The sequence below is a fragment of the Streptomyces sp. NPDC006140 genome, from assembly GCF_040628815.1.
Classification (GTDB): Bacteria; Actinomycetota; Actinomycetes; order Streptomycetales; family Streptomycetaceae; genus Streptomyces.
In genome coordinates this window covers 751,413-770,539 of the sequence record NZ_JBEXTS010000001.1, presented here as the reverse complement: position 1 = coordinate 770,539, position 19,127 = coordinate 751,413, and the positions used below count along the sequence as shown (strand labels likewise).

Here is a 19,127-nt window from a genome sequence, read left to right as displayed (position 1 = left end):
ACGGAACGGGACAACGGAGCGGCCGGGCACCGACCGTTCGGGTGCGGTGCCCGGCCGCCGCCGGGTCGGGGCGTCACACGCCCGCGGGCTCCGGCTCCGCCGCGTCCGTCCGCTGGGCCGGGAGGCCCTTCTTCGCCGCGCGCTTCTTCGCCCGGCGCTCCTTGCGGAGTTCGAGCATCGCGTACAGCGTCGGCACCAGCAGCAGGGTGAGCAGGGTCGACGTCACCAGGCCGCCGATCACGACCACGGCCAGCGGCTGGGCGATGAAGCCGCCCTCGCCGGTGATGCCGAGGGCCATCGGGAGCAGGGCGAAGATCGTCGCCAGGGCCGTCATGAGGATGGGCCGCAGACGGTGCCGGCCGCCCTCGACCACGGCCTCGACGACGCCGTAGCCCTGCTTGCGGTACTGGTTGATCAGGTCGATCAGCACGATCGCGTTCGTCACCACGATGCCGATCAGCATCAGCATGCCGATCATCGCCGGGACGCCCATCGGGGTGCCGGTCGCGACCAGCAGGCCGATCGCGCCGGTGGCCGCGAACGGGATGGAGACCAGCAGGATCAGCGGCTGGACCAGGGACCGGAAGGTGCCGACCAGCAGCATGAAGACGATCGCGATGGCCGCCAGCATGGCCAGGCCCAGGTTGGCGAACGCCTCGTCCTGGTCCTCGGAGACACCGCCGATCGACGCCGTGGCGCCGTCGGGGAGCTTCAGTCCGTTGATCTTGGACTGGAGCTGGGTGCTGACCGCGCCGGTGTTGTCGCCGGTCGGCTTCGCGGTGATGGTGGCGGCGCGCTGGCCGTCGATGCGGGTCATGGACACCGGGCCGTCGACCAGCTTCACGGTCGCGATGTCACCCAGCTTCGCCGCGCCGACGCGCAGGTCCTGGAGCTGCTTCAGGGTCTGCGCGGGCTTCGCCGAGCGGATGACGACGTCGCGCTCGGTGTCGTCCAGGACGGCCTTGGCCGCCGGGGTGCCGCGCACGGCCTGGGCGACGACGGCGCCGAGGCTCTGGTCGTCGAAGCCGGCCGCGGCCGCCTTGTCGTTGGCCTTGACCGAGATGCGCGGGACGCTCTGCGACAGGTCGCTGGTGACGTCGGTGACGTCGTCGAGCGAGGCGACCGTCTTGCGGACCTCCTCGGCGGCCGTCCGCAGCACCTCGGCGTCGGCGGCCTTCACGACCACGCTGAGGTCCTGGGCGCCGAACCCGTCGCCGGCGGCGATGGTGGTGGTGCCGATGCCCTTCAGCCCGGCCAGGCCCTTCTCGATGCGGTCCTGGACGTCCTCGGCCGACGCCGAGTCGTCGAGCATCACCTGGTAGGAGGCCTGGTTGGTGTCCGTGCCGCCGCCGAAGGCGGCCATGAAGCCGGACGAGCCGACCGTGACCTGGTAGTCCTTCACGCCCTTGGTGCCGGAGAGCAGCTCCTCGACCTTCTTCGCCTGGGCGTCGGTCGCCGCCAGGCTGGTGCCGGGCTTCAGCTCCTGCTTGACGGTGAGGACCTCGACCTCGCCCTGGTCGAAGAAGTTCGTCTTCAGCAGCGGTGCCATGCCGAACGTGCCGACGAGGACGACGATCGCGATGGCCACGCTGGTGAGGCGGCGGCGGGTCGCGAAGCGCAGGACCGGGACGTAGATGCGCTGCAGGCGGCTCTTGGCCTCCTTCTCCTCGGCCAGCCGGCGGGCCTCGTCCGCGTCCTCCGGGGTGCCCTTCGGGGGCCGCAGGAACCAGTACGACAGGACCGGCACGACCGTCAGGGAGACCAGCAGGGACGCCAGCAGCGCCGCCGTCACGGTGAGGCTGAACGAGCCGAACAGCTCGCCGACCATGCCGCCGACCAGGCCGATCGGCAGGAACACGGCGACGGTGGTGAGCGTGGAGGACGTCACCGCGCCCGCGACCTCGCGCACCGCGTTGAGGATGGCCGAGTGGCGCTCCTCGCCGTAGCCGAGGTGGCGCTTGATGTTCTCCAGGACCACGATCGAGTCGTCGACGACCCGGCCGATGGCGATGGTCAGGGCGCCCAGCGTGAGGACGTTCAGCGACAGGTCACGGGTCCACAGCACGATCAGGGCGAGGACCACGGACAGCGGGATGGACACCGCCGTCACGAGGGTCGAGCGGATCGAGGCCAGGAAGACCAGGATCACCAGGACCGCGAAGAGCAGACCGAGCGCGCCCTCGGTGGTGAGGCCCTTGATGGACTTCGACACGGCCGGGCCCTGGTCGCTGACGACCGTGAGGCCGGCGCCGGAGCCGAGGTCCTTGCGCAGGTCGGGCAGCTTGTCCCGGACGGCGTCGGAGATCGCGACCGCGCTGCCGTCACGGTCCATGGTGACGGCGACGGAGAGGCTGGGCCTGCCGTCGGTGCGGGTGATGGAGTCGGCCGGGGCCTCCTGCTGCTTCACGGTGGCGACATCGCCGAGGCGCACCGGCTTGCCCTTGCCGGGCTCGCCCGTGACCATCAGGTCCTGGATCTGCCGCAGCGAGGTGAAGCCGCCGCCGACCTGGACGGTGCGGTTGGCGCCGCCCTCGTCGAAGGAGCCGGCCGGGACGGTCGCGCCGCCGGCCTGGAGCGCCTGGGAGAGGGACTGCGAGGTCAGCCCGGCCTTCGCCAGCTTCGCGTCGTCGGGCGTGACGGTGACCTGGAGGTCGCGCACCCCGTCGACGGTGACCTGGCCGACGCCGTCGATGCTCTTCAGGTCCGGCACGACGGTCGTGTCGAGCTGGTCGGCCAGGGCCTGCTGGTCCCGGTCGGAGGTGACGGCGAGGACGACGGTCGGCATGTCGTCCGTCGAACCGGCGACGACCTGCGGGTCCACGTCGTCCGGGAGCTGGGCGCGGGCCCGGTTGACGGCCTGCTGGACGTCGGCGATCAGCTGCTCGGTGCCGTTGCCGTAGTCGAAGGACGCCATGATCACGGCGTTGCCCTCGCTGGCGGTGGAGGTGACGCCGCTGATGCCGTCGACGGCTTCGAGGCTGTCCTCGATGGGTTCGACGACCTGCTTCTCGACCACGTCCGGGGACGCGCCCTGGTACGGCGCCAGAACGGACACCATGGGCAGTTCGATGGTGGGCAGCAGTTGCTGCTTGAGCTGGGGTATCGCGATCGCTCCGAAGACGAGCGCGATGATCGACATCAGCCCTATCAGGGCCCGTTGCGCGAGGCTGAATCTCGACAGCCAGGACATGGGTCAGGGTCTCTCTTCTGTTTAACGGCAGAAGCGGCAGCGGGCGCACAGATGAGCGCCCGCCCTTACACCCTGAGCCATGGCAGGGGGCCGTTTCGTAGGCCCCAGGTCCATTTCCTTATGCGACGCATACTCCCGCCGCAGTACGACCGGCTTGAAGTCACTCCACCCTTGGACGGACCAGGCCGGATTCGTACGCCATCACCACGAGCTGGGCCCGGTCCCGGGCGCCCAGCTTGGCCATGGCCCGGTTGACGTGCGTCTTCACCGTCAGCGGGCTGACCTCCAGCCGTTCGGCGATCTCGTCGTTGGAGTGGCCACCGGCGACCTGGACCAGCACTTCCCGCTCGCGTCCGGTGAGCGAGTCGAGCCGCTCGCCGCCGGCCGGATCGCGGTCGCCGTCGGCCGGGTCCGCCTGGGCGAGGAACCGGGCGATCAGGCCGGTGGTGGCCGCCGGGGACAGCAGGGCCTGCCCGCCGGCCGCGATCCGGATGGCGTTCAGCAGTTCCTCGGGCTCGGCCCCCTTCCCGAGGAAGCCGGAGGCGCCGGCGCGCAGCGACTGCACGACGTAGTCGTCGACCTCGAAGGTCGTCAGGATGACCACGCGGACGTCGGCGAGTTCCGGGTCGGCGCTGATCATGCGGGTCGCCGCGAGGCCGTCGGTGCCGGGCATGCGGATGTCCATGAGGACGACGTCGGCGCGCCGCTCCTTCGTCAGCCGGACCGCCTCCGCGCCGTCGGACGCCTCGCCGACCACCTCCATGTCGGGCTCGGAGTCGACGAGCACGCGAAAGGCGCTGCGCAGCAGCGCCTGGTCGTCGGCGAGCAGGACACGGATCGTCATGCGGGGTCCTCCCCGGTCGGTGTGCGGTTCTTGACGGGCAGGATCGCATGGACGCGGAAGCCGCCTCCGTAGCGGGGACCGGTGGTGAGGGTGCCGCGCAGGGCGGTGACCCGCTCGCGCATGCCGAGCAGTCCGTGGCCGCCGCCGCTGTCCGGGTCGGTGTCCTCGCCGCTGCCGTCGTCGAGGACGGTGATCTCGATGTTCGGTCCGACCCGTACGACGCTGACCTCGGCCTTGGCCTGCGGTCCCGCGTGCTTCTGCACGTTCGTCAGGGCCTCCTGGATGATCCGGTAGGCGGCCAGGTCGACGGCTGCGGGAAGGGTGGTGCCCTGGTCGGCGCGGGCGACCTCGATGTGCAGCCCGGCGCTGCGGAAGGTGCCGGTGAGTTCGTCGAGGCGGTCCAGGCCGGGGGCGGGTTCGGTGGGGGCCTCCGGGTCGCCGGACTGGCGGAGCAGGCCGACCGTGGCGCGGAGTTCGTTGAGCGCGGAGCGGCTGGCCTCGCGGACGTGGGCGAGGGCCTCCTTGGCCTGGTCGGGGCGCTTGTCCATGACGTGGGCGGCGACGCCGGCCTGGACGTTGACCAGGGCGATGTGGTGGGCGACGACGTCGTGCAGGTCGCGGGCGATGCGCAGGCGCTCCTCGGCGACCCGGCGGCGGGCCTCCTCCTCGCGGGTGCGTTCGGCGCGCTCGGCGCGTTCGCGGATGGCCTGGACGAAGGCGCGGCGGCTGCGGACGGCGTCGCCGGCGCTGGCGCCGATGCCGGTCCAGGCGAAGATCGCGAGGTTCTCCTGGGCGTACCAGGGCAGCGGCCCGGCGGACATGGCCGCCCCGGTCAGCACGGTCATGGTGAGCAGGCCGACGCGCCAGGTGGTGGGGCGGTCGGTGGTGGAGGCGACGGTGTACAGGGCGATGACCGCGGACATGGCGACCGGGGCTCGGGGGTCACCGGTGACGGACTCGACGACGGAGAGGGTGCCGGTGAGGGCGAGGACCGCCATGGGGGCGCGGCGGCGGAAGGCCAGGGCGGCGGCGCCGAGGGCCATGAGGAGGAGGCTGAGGGAGTCGGGGGTGCGCAGGGACCAGCTGACGCTGTGGGGGTGGCGGGGTTCCACGAAGGAGGCGGCGACCATGCAGACCAGGACGGCAGCGGCCAGTGCCGCGTCCATGGCCAGGGGGTGTGCCTTGGCCTGACATCTGGCCCGCTGGAGGGTGCTCACGGGGACTCACCGTAGCCGGGCCGGGGGCTGGGCCCCAGCCCCCGGCCCGAAGGGCCTCGTCAGCCCGGGATCAGGCCGTCGTCGCTCAGGAACTCCCTGACTTCCTCCAGCGTCGCGTCCGGGGACGGCAGGATCAGCTCGGACGGCTCCAGGGAGTCGTCCGGGAGGGGTTCGCCCAGTTCGCGGACCCTGGTCAGCAGGGCCTGGAGGGTGCGGCGGAAGCCGGGGCCGTCGCCGTTCTCCATTTCCGCGAGGAGTTCGTCGTCCAGCCTGTTCAGTTCGGTGAGGTGGCCGTCGGCCAGCCTCACCTGGCCCTCCCCCATGATCCGTACGATCATGTCGCCCTCCTAGGCGTGGGCCCCTACTGCTTGTCGAAGCGCGGGGTGTCCTGCGGCTGCTGCTGGGACTGCTGCTGGCTCGTGCCACCTTCGATGGCCTGCTTCCCGCCGCTCGGACCACCGGCGAGCTCGGCCTTCATGCGCTGCAGTTCCAGCTCTACATCCGTACCACCGGAGAGCCGGTCCAGCTCGGCCTGGATGTCGTCCTTGTGCATGCCGGACTGGTCGTCGAGGGCGCCGGAGGCGAGCAGTTCGTCGATCGCGCCGGCGCGGGCCTGGAGCTGGGCCGTCTTGTCCTCGGCGCGCTGGATCGCCAGGCCGACGTCGCCCATCTCCTCGGAGATGCCGGAGAAGGCCTCGCCGATCCGGGTCTGCGCCTGGGCCGCCGTGTAGGTCGCCTTGATCGTCTCCTTCTTCGTGCGGAAGGCGTCGACCTTGGCCTGGAGCCGCTGGGCCGCGAGGGTGAGCTTCTCCTCCTCGCCCTGGAGCGTGGCGTGCTGGGTCTCCAGGTCGGTCACCTGCTGCTGGAGGGCGGCCCGGCGGGAGAGCGCCTCGCGGGCCAGGTCCTCCCGGCCCAGCGCGAGCGCCTTGCGGCCCTGGTCCTCCAGCTTGGTGGACTGCTGCTGCAGCTGGTTCAGCTGGAGCTCCAGGCGCTTGCGGCTGGTCGCCACGTCGGCGACGCCGCGGCGGACCTTCTGGAGCAGCTCCAGCTGCTTCTGGTACGAGTAATCGAGGGTCTCGCGCGGGTCCTCGGCCCGGTCAAGGGCCTTGTTCGCCTTCGCGCGGAAGATCATCCCCATACGCTTCATGACACCGCTCATGGGCTTCGCGCGCCCCCTTCTGACCGACTCCGGCTCCAGCTCCTGCGACAGAACCCACAGTACGGGCCCTGCATCCATTACCGCACTGTTCGGGGACGGATGCGCTCATCCCCAAGGACGACTGCGTGCGCTCCCGCTCCGGCGTAGGGAGTAGGTGATCCCCGGGGTTACCGGAGCCGTACACCCCGGGAAACATCCGGAGGCGTACACAACGTCCCCTCTGTCCCCTTACAGACGACTGGTGTTGCCGGATCGTTCCCCACCGGGCTGGGGTCCATGCCCGGGAAGCCCTTACCCTTGGGTTTTGTGTTCCGTAGCCGTGCGAAGGATGAGAAGGCCCAGGCAGCCGACAAGGCGCCGGTGACCGACTCCAGTCAGCCCCGTCACCCCGAGGCCCCCAAGGGCCGTCCCACGCCCAAGCGCAGCCAGGCCCAGTCCCAGCGCCGCAGCGTGGCCAACACGTCGATGACGCGCAAGGAGGCCGCCAAGCGGCAGCGGGAGGAGCGCCGTGCCGCGCTGGAGCGCCAGCGCCAGGCGCTGGCGAGCGGCGACGAGCGGTACCTGCCCGCGCGGGACAAGGGACCGGTCCGCCGTTTCGCGCGCGACTTCATCGACTCGCGGTTCAACATCGCGGAGTTCTTCCTGCCGATGGCCGTCGTCATCCTCGTGCTGAGCATGGTGCGGGTGGCCGCGCTGCAGAACATCGCGCTGCTGCTGTGGCTCGTGGTGATCGTGCTGATCGTGCTCGACTCGTTCGTCACCGGCTTCCGTCTGAAGAAGCAGCTGAACGAGCGCTTCGCGGGTGAGAACAGGCGCGGCGCGGTCGCCTACGCCCTGATGCGCTCCCTGCAGATGCGCCGGCTCCGGCTGCCGAAGCCGCAGGTCAAGCGCGGAGAGCGGCCCTGACCGCGACGCCGTTCTCCGGGGGTGCGGCCGAGGCCTGGCTGGACAAGCTGGGCGGGCTGCGCGATGTCGTCCGGCAGGAGCTGGTGGCCCGCCAGCTGGACGAGCAGATAGTCGGGCGGTTCCCGGTCGGGCGGCGGCTGCGGGTGCTCGACGTGGGCATGGGCCAGGGCACGCAGGCGCTGCGGCTGGCCCGGGCCGGGCACCAGGTGACCGGTCTGGAGCAGGACCCGACGATGATCGCCGCGGCCCGGGAGTCCCTCGCCGGGGAACCGGAGGGCATCCGGGAGCGGATGCGGATCATCGAGGGCGACGGCCGGGACACCGGCGTGCACTTCCTGCCGGGCAGCTTCGACGTGGTGCTCTGCCACGGCGTCCTGATGTACGTCGAGGAACCCGACCCGCTGCTGGCGGGGCTGGCCCGGATGCTCGCGCAGGGCGGGCTGCTGTCCCTGCTCGTGCGCAACGGGGACGCGCTCGCGATACGGCCGGGGCTGTCCGGCGACTGGGCGGGCGCGCTGGCCGCGTTCGACACGACCGCCTACCGGAACCGGCTGGGGCTCGACGTACGGGCCGACCGGCTGAAGGACCTGACGGCGACGCTCGCCGGTATCGGGGCGCCGCTGCACGCCTGGTACGGGGTGCGGGTGTTCACGGACACGGCGGCGGACGGCGCCGAGATCCCGGCCGACGTGGAGACGCTGCTCGCGGTGGAGGAGAAGGCCGGGCGGACGGATCCCTACCGCGGGGTGGCGGCGCTGCTGCACCTGTGCGGCGTACGGGGCTGACGCCCAGGACACGGCGGGTGGGCGGGGGCCGACGGCCCCCGCCCCCGGCTCACGCCTCGGCCGCGTGCAGGCTCATCGGCCCGTAGATCTCCGTGGCGTCCTCGAACAGCCGCACCTGGTCGGCCCCGCCCTCCTTCAGCGCCTTCCAGTGCTCCCCGATCCAGGACTCGGCGTCCCCCTGGGTGGGGAACTCCTCCGGCGGCACCGCGGGCTCGACCTCCGTCCCGTCGGTCTTCTCGAACCGCCACGTCCATGCCGCCATGTACGCCTCCCATGTGTGTGAGCACACTGCAGAGCGAAAGCCTATGCGCTCCGCCGGGTGGGGTGTCATGGGCCTTGCGGGGGGTGCGGGTCGTGGGGCGTGTGCGGGTCGTGGGGTGTTCGCGCAGTTCCCCGGGCCCCTATAGGGGCGTCTCCGTCACGCGTGTTCCATGCCCAGGGGTGAGAATCGGGGCGTGGAACTGACTCTGCTCGGCACCGGTGCTCCCGCGGGGCTGCCCCGCCCCGACTGTCCCTGCGCGGCCTGCGCGGCCTGTGCGGCCGCCCTCGGCCCGGACGCGCGGGCGGCGACCGCGCTGCTCCTGGACGGGGTGCTGCTGCTCGACCTGACGCCCGGGGCGGCGTTCGCGGCGGCCCGGGCGGGCCGCTCCCTGACCGGCGTACGTCAAGTGCTGCTGTCCCATCCGCACGACGGGCCCGTGGTGGAGGTGCCGGCCGGGGTGCCGCAGGCCGGGCGGGTGCCGGACGGGCGGGAGTTGACGCTGCTGACGGGGCACCGGGTGCGGGCGGTGGCCCTGGACGCGCCGGGCACGGGGTACGCGGTGACCGGGCCGGAGGGGCAGCGGCTGCTGTACCTGCCGCCGGGCGGGGCGCCGGCGGGTCTTGAGGAGCCGGCCGAGTCGTACGACATGGTGCTCGCGGACGTCGTGGGGCGGCCGGACGCGCTGGCGAAGCTGCGGGCGGTGGGGGCGGTGGGGCCGACGACCGACGTGGTCGCAGTCCATCTGGACCACGACGTGCCGCCGGGCCCGGAGCTCGGGCGGCGGCTCGCGGCGGCCGGGGCGCGGGCCGTGCCCGACGGGGTGACGCTCGCGGTGGGGGCGTACGAGGACGTGCCGGACGTGCCGCGGCGGACGCTGGTGCTGGGCGGGGCACGGTCGGGCAAGTCGGTGGAGGCCGAGCGGCGGCTGGAGGCCTTTCCGGACGTGCTGTACGTGGCGACGGGCGGGTCACGCAACGGGGACACGGAGTGGTCGGCGCGGGTGTCCGCGCACCGGGAGCGGCGGCCGGGGTCGTGGCAGACGGTCGAGACCTGCGATCTGGTGCCGCTGCTGGAGGCGGAGGGGCCGCCGCTGCTCATCGACTGCCTGTCGTTGTGGCTGACGGACGCGATGGACGCGGCCGGGGCGTGGGACGACGCGGTGTGGGCGGAGCGGGGGGAGAAGGCGCTGCGGGAGCGGGTGCGGGAGCTGACGGATGCCGTGCGCGCGACCCGGCGGACCGTCGTCGCCGTGTCGAACGAGGTGGGGTCGGGGATCGTGCCGTCGACCGCGTCGGGGCGGCGCTACCGGGACGAACTCGGGCGGTTGAACGCGGGGTTCGCGGACGAGTGCGAGCACGTGCTGCTGGTGGTGGCGGGGCAGGCCGTGGTGCTGCGCGGCTGAGCGGCGGTGTGTCGTGGCTGAGGGCTGGGCATCGCGCGGCTCGGCCCGGCGAGGCGCCTCCCCCAAGGTCCCGGCTGCCCGCCGCTAGGTCGGCTTGCGGGCGATGACCCGGTACGCGTTCGCGAAGCTGGTGCGACGGGCCATCGGTGCGATGAGGTGGTCCGTCACCGCCGCCAGGGCCACCAGGGGGATGCCCGCCCGGAGCAGCGCGGCGCGGGCGTGCTGGTGGGCCTGGGGCGGGGGGATGGCTCGCCACGGGGTGTCCGGGGCGGGGAGGGCGTGGGAGAGGGCCAGGGCCGTGGCACCGGCGAGGTCGTGGGGGACGTGGGCGGGGCGGTGGTCCAGGGTGAGGATCGTGCAGCCCGCCGCCTCCAGTTCGGCTCTGAGGTTCTGCGGTGGGAGCAGGTGGAGGTGGCGGGGCTGGTCGTAGGCGAGCCACCGGCGGCCCAGCAGGGCGGCGAAGGCGCTGCGGGGGTTCAGGGTCTCCACCAGGAGATGGCCGCCGGGGCGCAGCACGGAGAGGGCCGCCCGGAGTTCCGCCCGGGGGTCCGCCGTGCCCTCCAGGTGGTGCAGCATGCTGACCACGTCGTAGCGGGCGCGCAGCGCGGTCGCCATGCGCGGGTCGGTCAGCCGGCCCACGTGGGCCTCCTCGACGCGGTCGGCCGAGCGGGCCCGGACCACGCGGGGGGTCGGGTCCAGGCCGTCGAACGCGGTGTAGGGGAAGAACTCCCGGGCCGTCGCCGGGAAGCGCGCGTGGCCCGTGCCCACGTCCAGCCAGCTCTCCGGCTCCCCGAAGCGCCGCATCGCGCGGGCGGCCGAGCGGTGCCGGTGCCGGCTGCCGCGCAGCGCGAGCAGGGCGTCGGCCACCTGGTCCCTGGGCGCTCCGCGCACGGTCCGGTGGTAGAGGGCGAGCCCCTCCACGGTGAGGCGGGGGTTCTGGAAGGTGTGGCCGCAGTCCCGGCACTCGTCGACGGTGAAGCTGCCCGGCTTGTACCGCCGCAGGTCACCGGTGCGCAGCCGGTTCTTCAGGCGGGCCGAGCCGCACCAGGGGCAGTCCTCGCGGCGCGGTTCGTGGACGCGTGCGGTGGCTTGGGGGGCGGGGAGTGCGGAGGGGGCGGGATGGGCGGACATGGGCGGCTCCCGGGCGCGAGGGCGTACAGCGGGGACGTACGGCGATCCGGTACCGCGTACGACAATCCGCTGCAAAACGGAACGTATGGGATGCCGATCTTGGGTGCAACGACGCCGTCCCGGCGGAGTCGCGATGTGCCGCCGTGGTGTTCGACCGGGGCCGGTACTGTTCGGCGAATGAGCTCGCTTAATCTCGACGACTTCTCCGATCTGATCGAGCGTCCGGACGGCGGGATCCGCCGTGACGCCGAGGCGCGCCGGGAGCGACAGATCGTGCCGCCCGGGGCGCTGGGCCGCCTCGACGACCTGGGTGAGTGGCTGGCGGCGGCGCAGTCCGCCGTGCCGGTGCGGCCGATCGAACGGCCGCGGGTGGTGCTCTTCGCCGGTGACCACGGCGTCGCCGGGCTCGGCGTCTCGGCCCGGCCCGCGGGCAGCGCCGGGGAGTTGGTGCGCGAGGTGCTGGAGGGCGGCCGGCCGGTGTCGGTGCTCGCCCGGCGGCTGGGCGTGCCGGTGCGGATCGTCGACATGGCTCTGGACTGCGACCCCGAGGCCCTGCCCGAGGACGTCGTACGGCACCGGGTGCGGCGCGGCAGCGGCCGGATCGACGTCGAGGACGCGCTGACGCCCCAGGAGGCCGAGGCGGCGTTCCGGGCCGGGGTCGCGCTGGCCGACGAGGAGGCCGACTCGGGGACGGATCTGGTCGTGCTCGGCGATGTGAGCGTCGGCGGGACGACGGCGGCGGGCGTGCTGGTCGCGGCGCTGTGCGGGGTCGACGCCTCGGTCGTCACCGGGCGGGGCGGGCTGGCCATCGACGACCTGGCGTGGATGCGCAAGTGCGCGGCGATCCGCGACGCGCTGCGCCGGGCCCGGCCGGTGCTCGGGGACCAGTTGCAGCTGCTGGCGACGGTGGGCGGGGCCGACCTGACGGCGATGACGGGCTTCCTGCTGCAGAGCGCGGTGCGGAAGACGCCGGTGGTGCTCGACGGGGTGGTGACGGCCGCGTGCGCGCTGGTCGCGCAGCGGATCGCGTTCCGGGCGCCGGACTGGTGGCTGGCCGCGCACGACAGCGGGGAGCCCGGGCAGGCCAAGGCGCTGGACCGGATGGCCCTGGAGCCGCTGCTCACCCACGGGGTGACCGTCGGGGAGGGCGCCGGGGGCCTGCTGGCGCTGCCCCTGGTGCAGGCGGCGGCCGCGCTGGCGGCGGAGCTGCCCGAGAAGCCGAAGGAGTCGGAGGCCCCGGCGGAGTCGGTGGCCCCGGAGGTTCCGGAGGCTCCCGCCGAGCAGTGACGCGGGCAGGAGCGCCCGGGAGAGCCAGGTCACTCGGGCCCGGCTCAACTACGTCCCCGTTCCGGTCGGTCTTGGAACGTGGTGCCGGCTCGACCGAGTCGCCGGCACCCCGGACCTGTCGACGCACGGACGAGGACGACCTGGATGACCACGCTCGCCCGCTGGGCCCGCGCCGAATGGGGCCCGCTGTACGCCGCGGTGCGCGGGCCGCTGCGGGAGCGGCGGTGGCGGGCCGTGCCGCTGGCTCTCGCGGCCGTGTGCCTCACGGCCGTGCTGCACGTCGTGCACCAGCAGGCGTGGGGCTACGGGTTCGTGCAGGACGTCGGTGCCGTGCGCGCCGAGGATCCGCTGTGGCTCGCGCTGCTGCGGACCCCGCTGTCGCTGTTCGTGCCCGCGCTGGATCTGCCGGCGTGGGGCGCGCTGGCGCAGATCCTGCTGGTGTTCGGCATCGCGGAGCTGTGCCTGGGCTGGTGGCGGGCCCTGGCGATCGCCTATCTCGCCACGCTCGCGGGCACGCTGTACGCGCGGCTGGGCATCTGGCTGGGGCCCGACTCCCCACTCGGCATGCCCGCCTCGGACGCGTGGGTCGTGGACACCGGGCCGTCCGCTGCGGTGGTGGGCCTGGCCGTCTTCCTGGGCCGGCGCTACCGGGCGTATGTCACGGCGGGCGCGGTGATCGTGGCGATGGTGGTCGAGGTCGCGCTGAAGGAGAACCTCGCCGGCAAGGAGCACCTCGCGGCGATCGCGGCCGTGCTGGTGCTGTGCGCGGGCGCCGAGTGGCGTCAGCGGCGTTCGAGGGTGCGGGCCGGTTCGGGGTCGGGCGCGCCGCCGAGCCAGTCCTGAAAGGCGCGTCTGGGGCCCGCCCAGCGGCGGTCGTGGTGGTAGGCGCGCAGCCCGGACCTGGCCCGGGCGCGGGGGCGGCGCCGGTAGAAGCGCTTGGCCCACGGGGAGCCCGGGCGGGCCAGCCGTACGGCGGCGACCAGGGCGACGAGGGGCACGATCACGCCGACGACCGCGAGGCGGACCTTGCCCTTGAACAGGGCGATGAGGGCGAACGCGAAGTTCACGACGACGTTGACGATGACGGCGGCGCGGTTCTCCTGCTGGTCCTCGGACAGGTCGTTGACGCCGAGGGGCGAGAAGCCGATCAGGAGCAGGCCGACGAGGGCGGCGGTGAGGACGACCATCTCGACGCTCTTGCGCCCGGCCGGGGTCCAGTAGACGTCGGCGAGGTGCAGGACCAGGGCGAACTCGTCGAGGACGAGGCCCGCGCCGATGCCGAAGACCACCGCGGCCAGCGCCGAGCCGAAGCCGTGCTGTCCGCCCGCCACCGCGCCGAAGCCGCCGACGATCGTCAGGACGACCCCGGGGACGACGTGGTGGACGTGGACGCCGCCGCTGCCGCTGATGTTGCGGAAGGGGCCCTTGCCCGCCCGGATGAGGCGGGTGATCGTCCGGGTGATCAGGAACGTCAGCACGAAGGAGACGAGAGCGAGGAGCAGCGGCAGTTTGCCGGGTTCGATGATGTTCCGCTCCAGCCATTCCATATGTGAACTTTATCCTCGGGTGCCGTCTGCGCTCTCCTGACCGGCCGGTAGCCTGCGCCGGTGCCCAGTTCCTCGCCCCTCGACGGTGTCCGCTTCGCCTTCGGCACGCTCACGGTGATCCCGGTCCGGGTGACCCGGTGGGACCGGGAGGCGGCGCGCGGCGGCATGCTGTGCGCTCCGCTGGCCGGGCTGGCGGTCGGCGCCGCCGCCGCCGCTGCCGGGCTGGTGCTGCTGTTTCTCGGCGCGGGCCCGCTGCTCGCCGCCGTGGCCGGCGTCGCCGTGCCGGCCGTCCTCACCCGGGGGCTGCACCTCGACGGGCTCGCGGACACCGCCGACGGGCTGGGCAGCGGCAAGCCCGCCGAGGACGCGCTGCGGATCATGAAGCAGTCGGACATCGGCCCGTTCGGGGTCATCACCCTCGTCCTGGTCCTGCTCGCGCAGGTCGCCGCGCTCGCCCAGGCCTACGAGGCCTCCTGGGCCCGGGGCGCCCTCGCCGCCGTCGTCTCCGCGGCCCTGGCCCGGCTGGCCCTGACCCTGGCGGCCCGGAGCGGGGTGCCGGCCGCGCGGCCGGAAGGGCTGGGAGCGGCCGTCGCCGGTGCGGTGCCGGTGCGGGCGGCGCTCGTCGCCGCGGGCGCCGTGACGGCGGTGGCGGCGGCGGCCGGCGCCCTGCTCGGGCCGTACGACGTGGTCCGTACCGCGCTCGCGGCGTTGCTCTCCCTGGCCGCCGCCGAGGCACTGCTGCGGCACTGCACGCGCCGCTTCGGCGGGGTCACCGGGGATGTGTTCGGGGGGCTCGCGGAGACGGCCGCGACGACGGCGCTGGTCGTTCTCTCACTGGGCTGAGACGCTTCCTGACCCGGACACCGGCGAGGACGACGGTCACGGGGATCGGGCTCAGCACTGCTGTCGCCACGCCCCCAGTTCGTACTTCTTGAGCAGCGAACTCAAGCGCAGCCGGCGGGACTCGGCGCAGAAGCGGCCGGTGGGCACCTCGTACTCGACGTGGAAGACGGCCTTGCCCGCGTCGACGAACGGCTTCAGGGCCCCGCACTCGCCGTACTGGGCGCACTGCTCGTTGACCGCGAAGTCGAAGTCGCCGACCAGTTCCGGGATCTGGTCCAGGTCGTTCTTCAGCCCGACGGCCAGGCCCCGGTCGTGGGCCAGGCGGGCGATGAGGCGGTTGTAGCGGAGCTGGTCGGTGGCGGTCAGCGGGAAGCCCGTGTCGTTGCGGTAGCCGTCCATGTTGTCGGGCTCCACCGCGTCGAAGCCCTTGTCGCGGCACATGTCGAGGCGGGCCGCCATGAGCGGCTCCAGGACGTCGGTGCGGCGGATGTCGAGCCAGCGCTCGCCCCGCCAGCCGTTGCCCCGGCCGAGGACGGACTTCGGGAACTTCTCCGCGTCCGGACGGAACTCCTCCCAGGCGCCGGTGGACAGGTAGCAGATGACCTTCCGTCCGTCGTCGTGCAGCCGGGAGACCGTCTCCTCGGGGTGGTCGAAGCCGTCGATGTCGTAGACCGGCACGTCGACGGAGGTGTCCAGGCGCCCGCTGAGCTGCCACTGCCAGGCGGTGCCGGGGCGGGGCTGCCAGCGGGGGCCGGGCTTGTCGTCGGGGGCCTGGGTGCAGCCCGCGAGCAGCAGGAGCAGCAGGGCGGCGGGCAACAGCGGACGTCTCACGAAGTGTTCTCCAGGGTGTACGGCAGCGTGCCCCAAGGATGATCTCCGGTTCCGGGCACCGCGCAGTGCACCGCCGCGCCCCGCGCCCGGGCCAGGGCCTCCGGGTCGGCGTCGGGCGGCACGTCGTACACCAGGTGGCACAGCCGTACGTCCGGGCCGCCGGGCCAGGGCTGGGGGTGCTGGGCGCGGTAGGACGCCCAGGTGCCCTCGAAGGTGACGAGGACGTCGGCGATGCGGGCGTAGCAGGGGTGCGGTGCCGTGCCGTGGTTGAGGACGAGGGTGCCGCAGCCGACGCCCCAGGCCGCGACCGCCAGCTTCTGGTAGTGCTCGAACTGCTCGGGCCCCGACGGGACCTGGTCGAGGAAGGCGCCGTCGGTGCCGTACCAGTCGCGGTACCGGGTGAGGTCGCGGACGACGTCGTCGGCGGCGCGGCGGCCGTAGTCGGTGTCGGCGTACCCGAGGACCCGGACGCCCACCGCCCGCAGCCGGGCGGCGACCTCGGCGAAGGCCGCGTCGGGCCGGTCGCCGGGGCCGCTGGCCGGGTTGAGGACCACCCCGTAGAGGCGGGGCGCCGCCGCGACGATCGCGTCCCATTCGGCGGGGCGGGCGGACGGGTGCTCGTAGTACGGGACCAGGAGAGTGCTCATCGGTGGGCGGTTGCCCTCCCCAGCAGGGCGCACACCAGCGCGGCCTGGACGGCGGCCGCCGTGCCGTGGACGGCCACGCCGGTCAGGTGCGGATCACCGGTGCGGGTGACGAGGAGCAGGGTCTGGGCGAGGGCGGCGGCGCAGCACACCGCCGTCGCGCCGGTCACCGCGCCGAACGACTGGAGCAGCAGGCCCGTCCACAGGACCACGCCCAGCAGGAGCAGCCCGGCCAGCCGGACGCCGCCGGGGACCGGGGCGTGCGGCCACAGGGCGGAGGCGGTCAGGCTCAGGACGAGCAGGGCGGCGAGGTAGGCGGCCAGGCACTGCACGACGGTCAGGACGGTGGTCCGCCAGAAGTCCCGGGCGGTGCCGCTGGAGCGCAGTCCGGCGAGGCTGTCGCTGCGGAAGCGGTACAGCAGCCACTCGGCGGGCCCCATGCTGAGGGTGAGCGCCACCGCGGCGGGCGCGGCCACCGCGCCCTGCTCGTCGCCGGCGAGGACGTCGCCGAGCGCCGCGTACAGCACCAGGACGCCGGTGGCGAGCCCGAACAGGGCGTAGGGCAGGGAACCTGTGAGCCGGGGGCCGGCGGGCCGGGGCCGCGCGGGGCCGGTGACCGGCCCGCCGAACGGGAGCAGGGCGGCGAGGCCCGCCGTCCAGCCGCCCTCCCCCTTCAGGGCGGGCGCCACCTCGCGCAGTCCCAGCACCGCCACGGCCGCCAGGGAGCCCAGCAGCAGCGCCAGGCTCGCGGCCCGGGGCAGCGGGTCGACGAGAGAGAGGACCGCGCCCATGGCCATCGGCGCGAGGGCGATGAGCAGGTGCCGTTCGCGGCCCATCACCAGCAGGACGGTCGCCGCCGCCAGGTAGCAGGACTGTCCGGCGGCGAAGGCGACCACGGCCGGGGCGGCGCTTCCGGCGAAGGCCAGGGAGACCAGGGAGCCGAGCAGCGCGCCCGCCGGGGCCCCGAGCAGCAGGGCGCGCCGGGCGGCCGTCCGGTCACCCAGCCCCAGCCAGGCGTACGCCCGGTGGGCGAGACCCTGGTTCCACGTCCAGCCGCACAGGGCGCCGGCCAGCAGCGGGACCGTGCCCGCGGGGAGTCCGAGGTCGCCCGGGCCGGTGAACAGGGGCGCCCCGAGGACGTAGGCGAGGCCGGGGAGGGCGAAGACGACGCCGCGCAGCAGGCAGCCGAGCAGGCCGATCCGCCAGGGGTCGGGGGCCGGACCGTCGGGTTCGGGGTAGCGGCGTTCGACGCGTTCGTAGAGGGTCTCGGCGAGCGCGAAGGAGTTCTTGACGCCGTACCGCTCGCGTATCTGGTCGTCGGAGAGGCCGTCGGACTCCAGCAGGGCGGCTATCTCGTCCGGGTGGACGGCCGCGGCTATGAAGTCCTCCAGGCGGCCGGCGAGTTCGTCGACCGGGTCGGGCTGGGCCCAACTGGGGGTGCGCTGCCGGGGAATGCCCGGGAGGGTGTCCGGGCGGGAGCCCGGGGGCAGCCAGACGCTTCCGCTCACCAGCCCGCTCCTCCCCCAGACTCCGTCTGGGGGGACCCCCAGACCGCTGTGGACGCGTACCAGGGGTCGCGCAGTTCCAGGGTCCAGTCGGCCACGGTCTCCAGCGTCGGCTCGTACACCTCGTCCTCGCCCGCGAGTTCCTTGTAGATGGTGCGGAAGGCGTCCACCGAGCGGCGCAGCGTGAACCGGTCGATGACGCGCTGGCGCGACAACGCGCCCAGTTCGAGGCGCCGTTCGTCGTCCTTGAGCAGGGTCAGCGCGGCGGCGGCCATCTTCTCCGGCTCGCGCGGCGGCACCACCAGACCGGTGTCGCCGACGGCCTCGCGCACTCCCCCGACGTCCGTGGACACCGTCGTACGGCCGCACGACATGGCCTCGATGATGGAGAACGGGAAGCCCTCCGAGATCGACGACAGCATGACGAGGTGCCCGGCCGCGTAGGCCCGCCAGACCTCGCTGATGCGGCCCTCGAAGGTCAGGCCGTCGGTGACGCCCAGTTCGGCGGCGAGCTTCTCCAGGCGGGTGCGGTAGGCCTCGCCGCCGGGCGGGACCGGGCCGAAGAGCCTCAGCCGGGTCGCCGGGATCTCGGCGCGCACCAGGGCGTAGGCGCGGATCAGGGTCTCCAGGTCCTTGATGGGGTCGATGCGGCCGCACCAGGACAGGGTGGGGACCTCGGGCTCGGGGCCGGCGTGCGGGAAGGCGGCCGGGTCGACGCCGTTGTAGACCGTGCGGATCTTGTCGGCGTCGGCGCCGCCGCGCTCCTCCCAGCGGCGGTTGTACTGGTTGCACGGGGTGATCAGGTCGGCGGCGCGGTAGCCGTAGGAGTTCAGCTCCCGGTAGAAGCCGAGCATGAACGCCTTCACGGGCCAGCGCTGGGCGCCCTGGCGGTAGCCGAGGTAGCGCTCGCGCAGGTAGATGCCGTGCTCGGTGAGGAGGAACGGCACGCCGTCCAGGTGGCGGGCGGCGAGCGCGGGCAGGGTCGCCAGGCCGCTGCTGACGGCGTGCGCGACGGAGTCCTCGGGTATGCGGACGCCGAGCGGGCGCAGGGCGTGCTCCAGCAGGTCGGTCGCGGTGAGCGCGTCGTGCACGGTCGGGCGGGCGGCGGCCGTCGGCAGGTGCGGCATGGTCCAGATCCACATCAGCGAGCGCAGTGCCGACTCGGTGCGCAGGGCGGCCGGCAGGCGTCCGTCGCGGGCGAGTTCGGCCAGCTCGTTCAGGGACTCGCCGAAGTCGGCGTGCGAATCGGGTTCGAGGAAGGAGAGCAGGAAACGCTCGTAGGTCTCCGTGAAACGGCGGCGGGCCCTGCCGTACGGGGGCCTGCCGCGGCCGGGGCGCGGGCCCCAGGTCGGGACCGAGGTGTGCCGGCAGACGTTGGGCGGCAGGTCCCAGGTGACGGGTTCGCGGCCGCTGCCGGTGAGCGAGACGAGGTGGAAGTCGACCTCGGGCATGCCCTTGACGAGCTGGTCGCACCAGGTGCTGACGCCGCCGTGGACGTGCGGGTAGGTGCCTTCGGTGAGCATGGTGACATGACGGCCTGTGCGCCTCATGCGGTGATTCCCCCTGTGGTGCGG

18 protein-coding genes are annotated in these 19,127 nt (G+C 73.5%); 6 read left to right on the top strand and 12 right to left on the bottom strand.

All coding sequences use genetic code 11. From position 1 onward, the window contains the following. Window positions 1-73: 73 nt before the first annotated feature. From ABZ386_RS03585 to ABZ386_RS03565, 5 genes are all read right to left on the bottom strand, one after another. On the bottom strand, window positions 74-3,190 hold the full coding sequence (locus ABZ386_RS03585; protein ID WP_355720287.1) for an efflux RND transporter permease subunit: 3,117 nt from the start codon (window positions 3,188-3,190) through the stop codon (window positions 74-76). Between the two features lie 160 nt (window positions 3,191-3,350). After that, complete coding sequence (locus ABZ386_RS03580) at window positions 3,351-4,034, bottom strand: response regulator transcription factor (protein WP_356519338.1); 684 nt, start codon at window positions 4,032-4,034, stop codon at window positions 3,351-3,353. Further along, window positions 4,031-5,251 (bottom strand): sensor histidine kinase, encoded by a 1,221-nt coding sequence (locus ABZ386_RS03575; protein WP_351332060.1) that lies wholly within the window; start codon window positions 5,249-5,251, stop codon window positions 4,031-4,033. Before ABZ386_RS03575 ends, ABZ386_RS03580 begins: the two co-directional genes overlap by 4 nt. A gap of 59 nt (window positions 5,252-5,310) precedes the next feature. After that, window positions 5,311-5,589, bottom strand: a complete 279-nt coding sequence (locus ABZ386_RS03570) for a hypothetical protein (RefSeq protein ID WP_351332062.1) — start codon at window positions 5,587-5,589, stop codon at window positions 5,311-5,313. Between the two features lie 23 nt (window positions 5,590-5,612). Continuing rightward, complete coding sequence (locus ABZ386_RS03565) at window positions 5,613-6,398, bottom strand: PspA/IM30 family protein (protein WP_269803199.1); 786 nt, start codon at window positions 6,396-6,398, stop codon at window positions 5,613-5,615. 318 nt (window positions 6,399-6,716) lie between these two features. On the opposite strand from ABZ386_RS03565, the gene ABZ386_RS03560 reads away from it, so the two are divergent. Together ABZ386_RS03560 and ABZ386_RS03555 are read left to right on the top strand one after the other, a co-directional pair. Next, a complete protein-coding gene (locus ABZ386_RS03560) occupies window positions 6,717-7,316 on the top strand; it encodes a DUF3043 domain-containing protein (RefSeq protein ID WP_114251634.1) in 600 nt (199 codons plus the stop codon). 83 nt (window positions 7,317-7,399) lie between these two features. Beyond that, window positions 7,400-8,101, top strand: a complete 702-nt coding sequence (locus ABZ386_RS03555) for a methyltransferase domain-containing protein (protein WP_358963441.1) — start codon at window positions 7,400-7,402, stop codon at window positions 8,099-8,101. 49 nt (window positions 8,102-8,150) lie between these two features. On the opposite strand, the gene ABZ386_RS03550 is transcribed toward ABZ386_RS03555, so the two are convergent. Next, entirely contained in the window at window positions 8,151-8,363 is a 213-nt protein-coding gene (locus ABZ386_RS03550) for a hypothetical protein (protein ID WP_031115848.1), read from the bottom strand. A gap of 193 nt (window positions 8,364-8,556) precedes the next feature. On the opposite strand from ABZ386_RS03550, the gene ABZ386_RS03545 reads away from it, so the two are divergent. Beyond that, the gene (locus ABZ386_RS03545; protein ID WP_358963438.1) at window positions 8,557-9,765 is read left to right on the top strand and encodes a bifunctional adenosylcobinamide kinase/adenosylcobinamide-phosphate guanylyltransferase; all 1,209 of its coding nucleotides are present in this window, start codon (window positions 8,557-8,559) and stop codon (window positions 9,763-9,765) included. Window positions 9,766-9,849: 84 nt separating this feature from the next. Here the strand turns inward: ABZ386_RS03545 and ABZ386_RS03540 are convergent, their stop codons facing one another. Continuing rightward, on the bottom strand, window positions 9,850-10,896 hold the full coding sequence (locus ABZ386_RS03540) for a class I SAM-dependent methyltransferase (RefSeq protein ID WP_358963435.1): 1,047 nt from the start codon (window positions 10,894-10,896) through the stop codon (window positions 9,850-9,852). A gap of 177 nt (window positions 10,897-11,073) precedes the next feature. On the opposite strand from ABZ386_RS03540, the gene cobT reads away from it, so the two are divergent. After that, the gene (cobT, locus tag ABZ386_RS03535) at window positions 11,074-12,183 is read left to right on the top strand and encodes a nicotinate-nucleotide--dimethylbenzimidazole phosphoribosyltransferase (protein WP_356501205.1); all 1,110 of its coding nucleotides are present in this window, start codon (window positions 11,074-11,076) and stop codon (window positions 12,181-12,183) included. Between the two features lie 144 nt (window positions 12,184-12,327). After that, the gene (locus tag ABZ386_RS03530; RefSeq protein ID WP_358963432.1) at window positions 12,328-13,026 is read left to right on the top strand and encodes a hypothetical protein; all 699 of its coding nucleotides are present in this window, start codon (window positions 12,328-12,330) and stop codon (window positions 13,024-13,026) included. Here ABZ386_RS03530 and ABZ386_RS03525 read toward each other — a convergent pair. Then, entirely contained in the window at window positions 12,966-13,730 is a 765-nt protein-coding gene (locus ABZ386_RS03525; RefSeq protein WP_114251644.1) for a hypothetical protein, read from the bottom strand. The genes ABZ386_RS03530 and ABZ386_RS03525 overlap by 61 nt on opposite strands. Window positions 13,731-13,790: 60 nt before the next feature. Between ABZ386_RS03525 and ABZ386_RS03520 the strand changes: the two genes are divergently transcribed. Then, window positions 13,791-14,573 (top strand): adenosylcobinamide-GDP ribazoletransferase, encoded by a 783-nt coding sequence (locus ABZ386_RS03520; RefSeq protein ID WP_358963429.1) that lies wholly within the window; start codon window positions 13,791-13,793, stop codon window positions 14,571-14,573. Between the two features lie 51 nt (window positions 14,574-14,624). Here the strand turns inward: ABZ386_RS03520 and ABZ386_RS03515 are convergent, their stop codons facing one another. The 4 genes from ABZ386_RS03515 to pelF are packed head-to-tail and all read right to left on the bottom strand — an operon-like array spanning window position 14,625 to window position 19,103. Next, complete coding sequence (locus ABZ386_RS03515; RefSeq protein WP_355728110.1) at window positions 14,625-15,404, bottom strand: endo alpha-1,4 polygalactosaminidase; 780 nt, start codon at window positions 15,402-15,404, stop codon at window positions 14,625-14,627. Next, window positions 15,401-16,051 carry a spherulation-specific family 4 protein gene (locus tag ABZ386_RS03510; RefSeq protein WP_356616178.1) on the bottom strand — a complete coding sequence of 217 codons (651 nt, stop codon included), beginning with the start codon at window positions 16,049-16,051 and terminating at the stop codon, window positions 15,401-15,403. The genes ABZ386_RS03515 and ABZ386_RS03510 overlap by 4 nt, the downstream gene beginning before the upstream one ends. Then, window positions 16,048-17,556, bottom strand: a complete 1,509-nt coding sequence (locus tag ABZ386_RS03505) for a hypothetical protein (RefSeq protein ID WP_356501199.1) — start codon at window positions 17,554-17,556, stop codon at window positions 16,048-16,050. Before ABZ386_RS03505 ends, ABZ386_RS03510 begins: the two co-directional genes overlap by 4 nt. After that, complete coding sequence (pelF, locus tag ABZ386_RS03500) at window positions 17,553-19,103, bottom strand: GT4 family glycosyltransferase PelF (protein WP_351332092.1); 1,551 nt, start codon at window positions 19,101-19,103, stop codon at window positions 17,553-17,555. The genes ABZ386_RS03505 and pelF overlap by 4 nt, the downstream gene beginning before the upstream one ends. Window positions 19,104-19,127: the final 24 nt, after the last annotated feature.

What these genes read in the sequence shown, in the direction of transcription:
- ABZ386_RS03585 (WP_355720287.1), bottom strand. Translation starts at nt 3,190, where the DNA reads ATGTCCTGGCTGTCGAGATTCAGCCTCGCGCAACGGGCCCTGATAGGG.
- ABZ386_RS03580 (WP_356519338.1), bottom strand. Translation starts at nt 4,034, where the DNA reads ATGACGATCCGTGTCCTGCTCGCCGACGACCAGGCGCTGCTGCGCAGC.
- ABZ386_RS03570 (WP_351332062.1), bottom strand. Translation starts at nt 5,589, where the DNA reads ATGATCGTACGGATCATGGGGGAGGGCCAGGTGAGGCTGGCCGACGGC.
- ABZ386_RS03565 (WP_269803199.1), bottom strand. Translation starts at nt 6,398, where the DNA reads ATGAAGCGTATGGGGATGATCTTCCGCGCGAAGGCGAACAAGGCCCTT.
- ABZ386_RS03550 (WP_031115848.1), bottom strand. Translation starts at nt 8,363, where the DNA reads ATGGCGGCATGGACGTGGCGGTTCGAGAAGACCGACGGGACGGAGGTC.
- ABZ386_RS03540 (WP_358963435.1), bottom strand. Translation starts at nt 10,896, where the DNA reads ATGTCCGCCCATCCCGCCCCCTCCGCACTCCCCGCCCCCCAAGCCACC.
- cobT (WP_356501205.1), top strand. Translation starts at nt 11,074, where the DNA reads ATGAGCTCGCTTAATCTCGACGACTTCTCCGATCTGATCGAGCGTCCG.
- ABZ386_RS03530 (WP_358963432.1), top strand. Translation starts at nt 12,328, where the DNA reads ATGACCACGCTCGCCCGCTGGGCCCGCGCCGAATGGGGCCCGCTGTAC.
- ABZ386_RS03525 (WP_114251644.1), bottom strand. Translation starts at nt 13,730, where the DNA reads ATGGAATGGCTGGAGCGGAACATCATCGAACCCGGCAAACTGCCGCTG.
- ABZ386_RS03510 (WP_356616178.1), bottom strand. Translation starts at nt 16,051, where the DNA reads ATGAGCACTCTCCTGGTCCCGTACTACGAGCACCCGTCCGCCCGCCCC.
- pelF (WP_351332092.1), bottom strand. Translation starts at nt 19,103, where the DNA reads ATGAGGCGCACAGGCCGTCATGTCACCATGCTCACCGAAGGCACCTAC.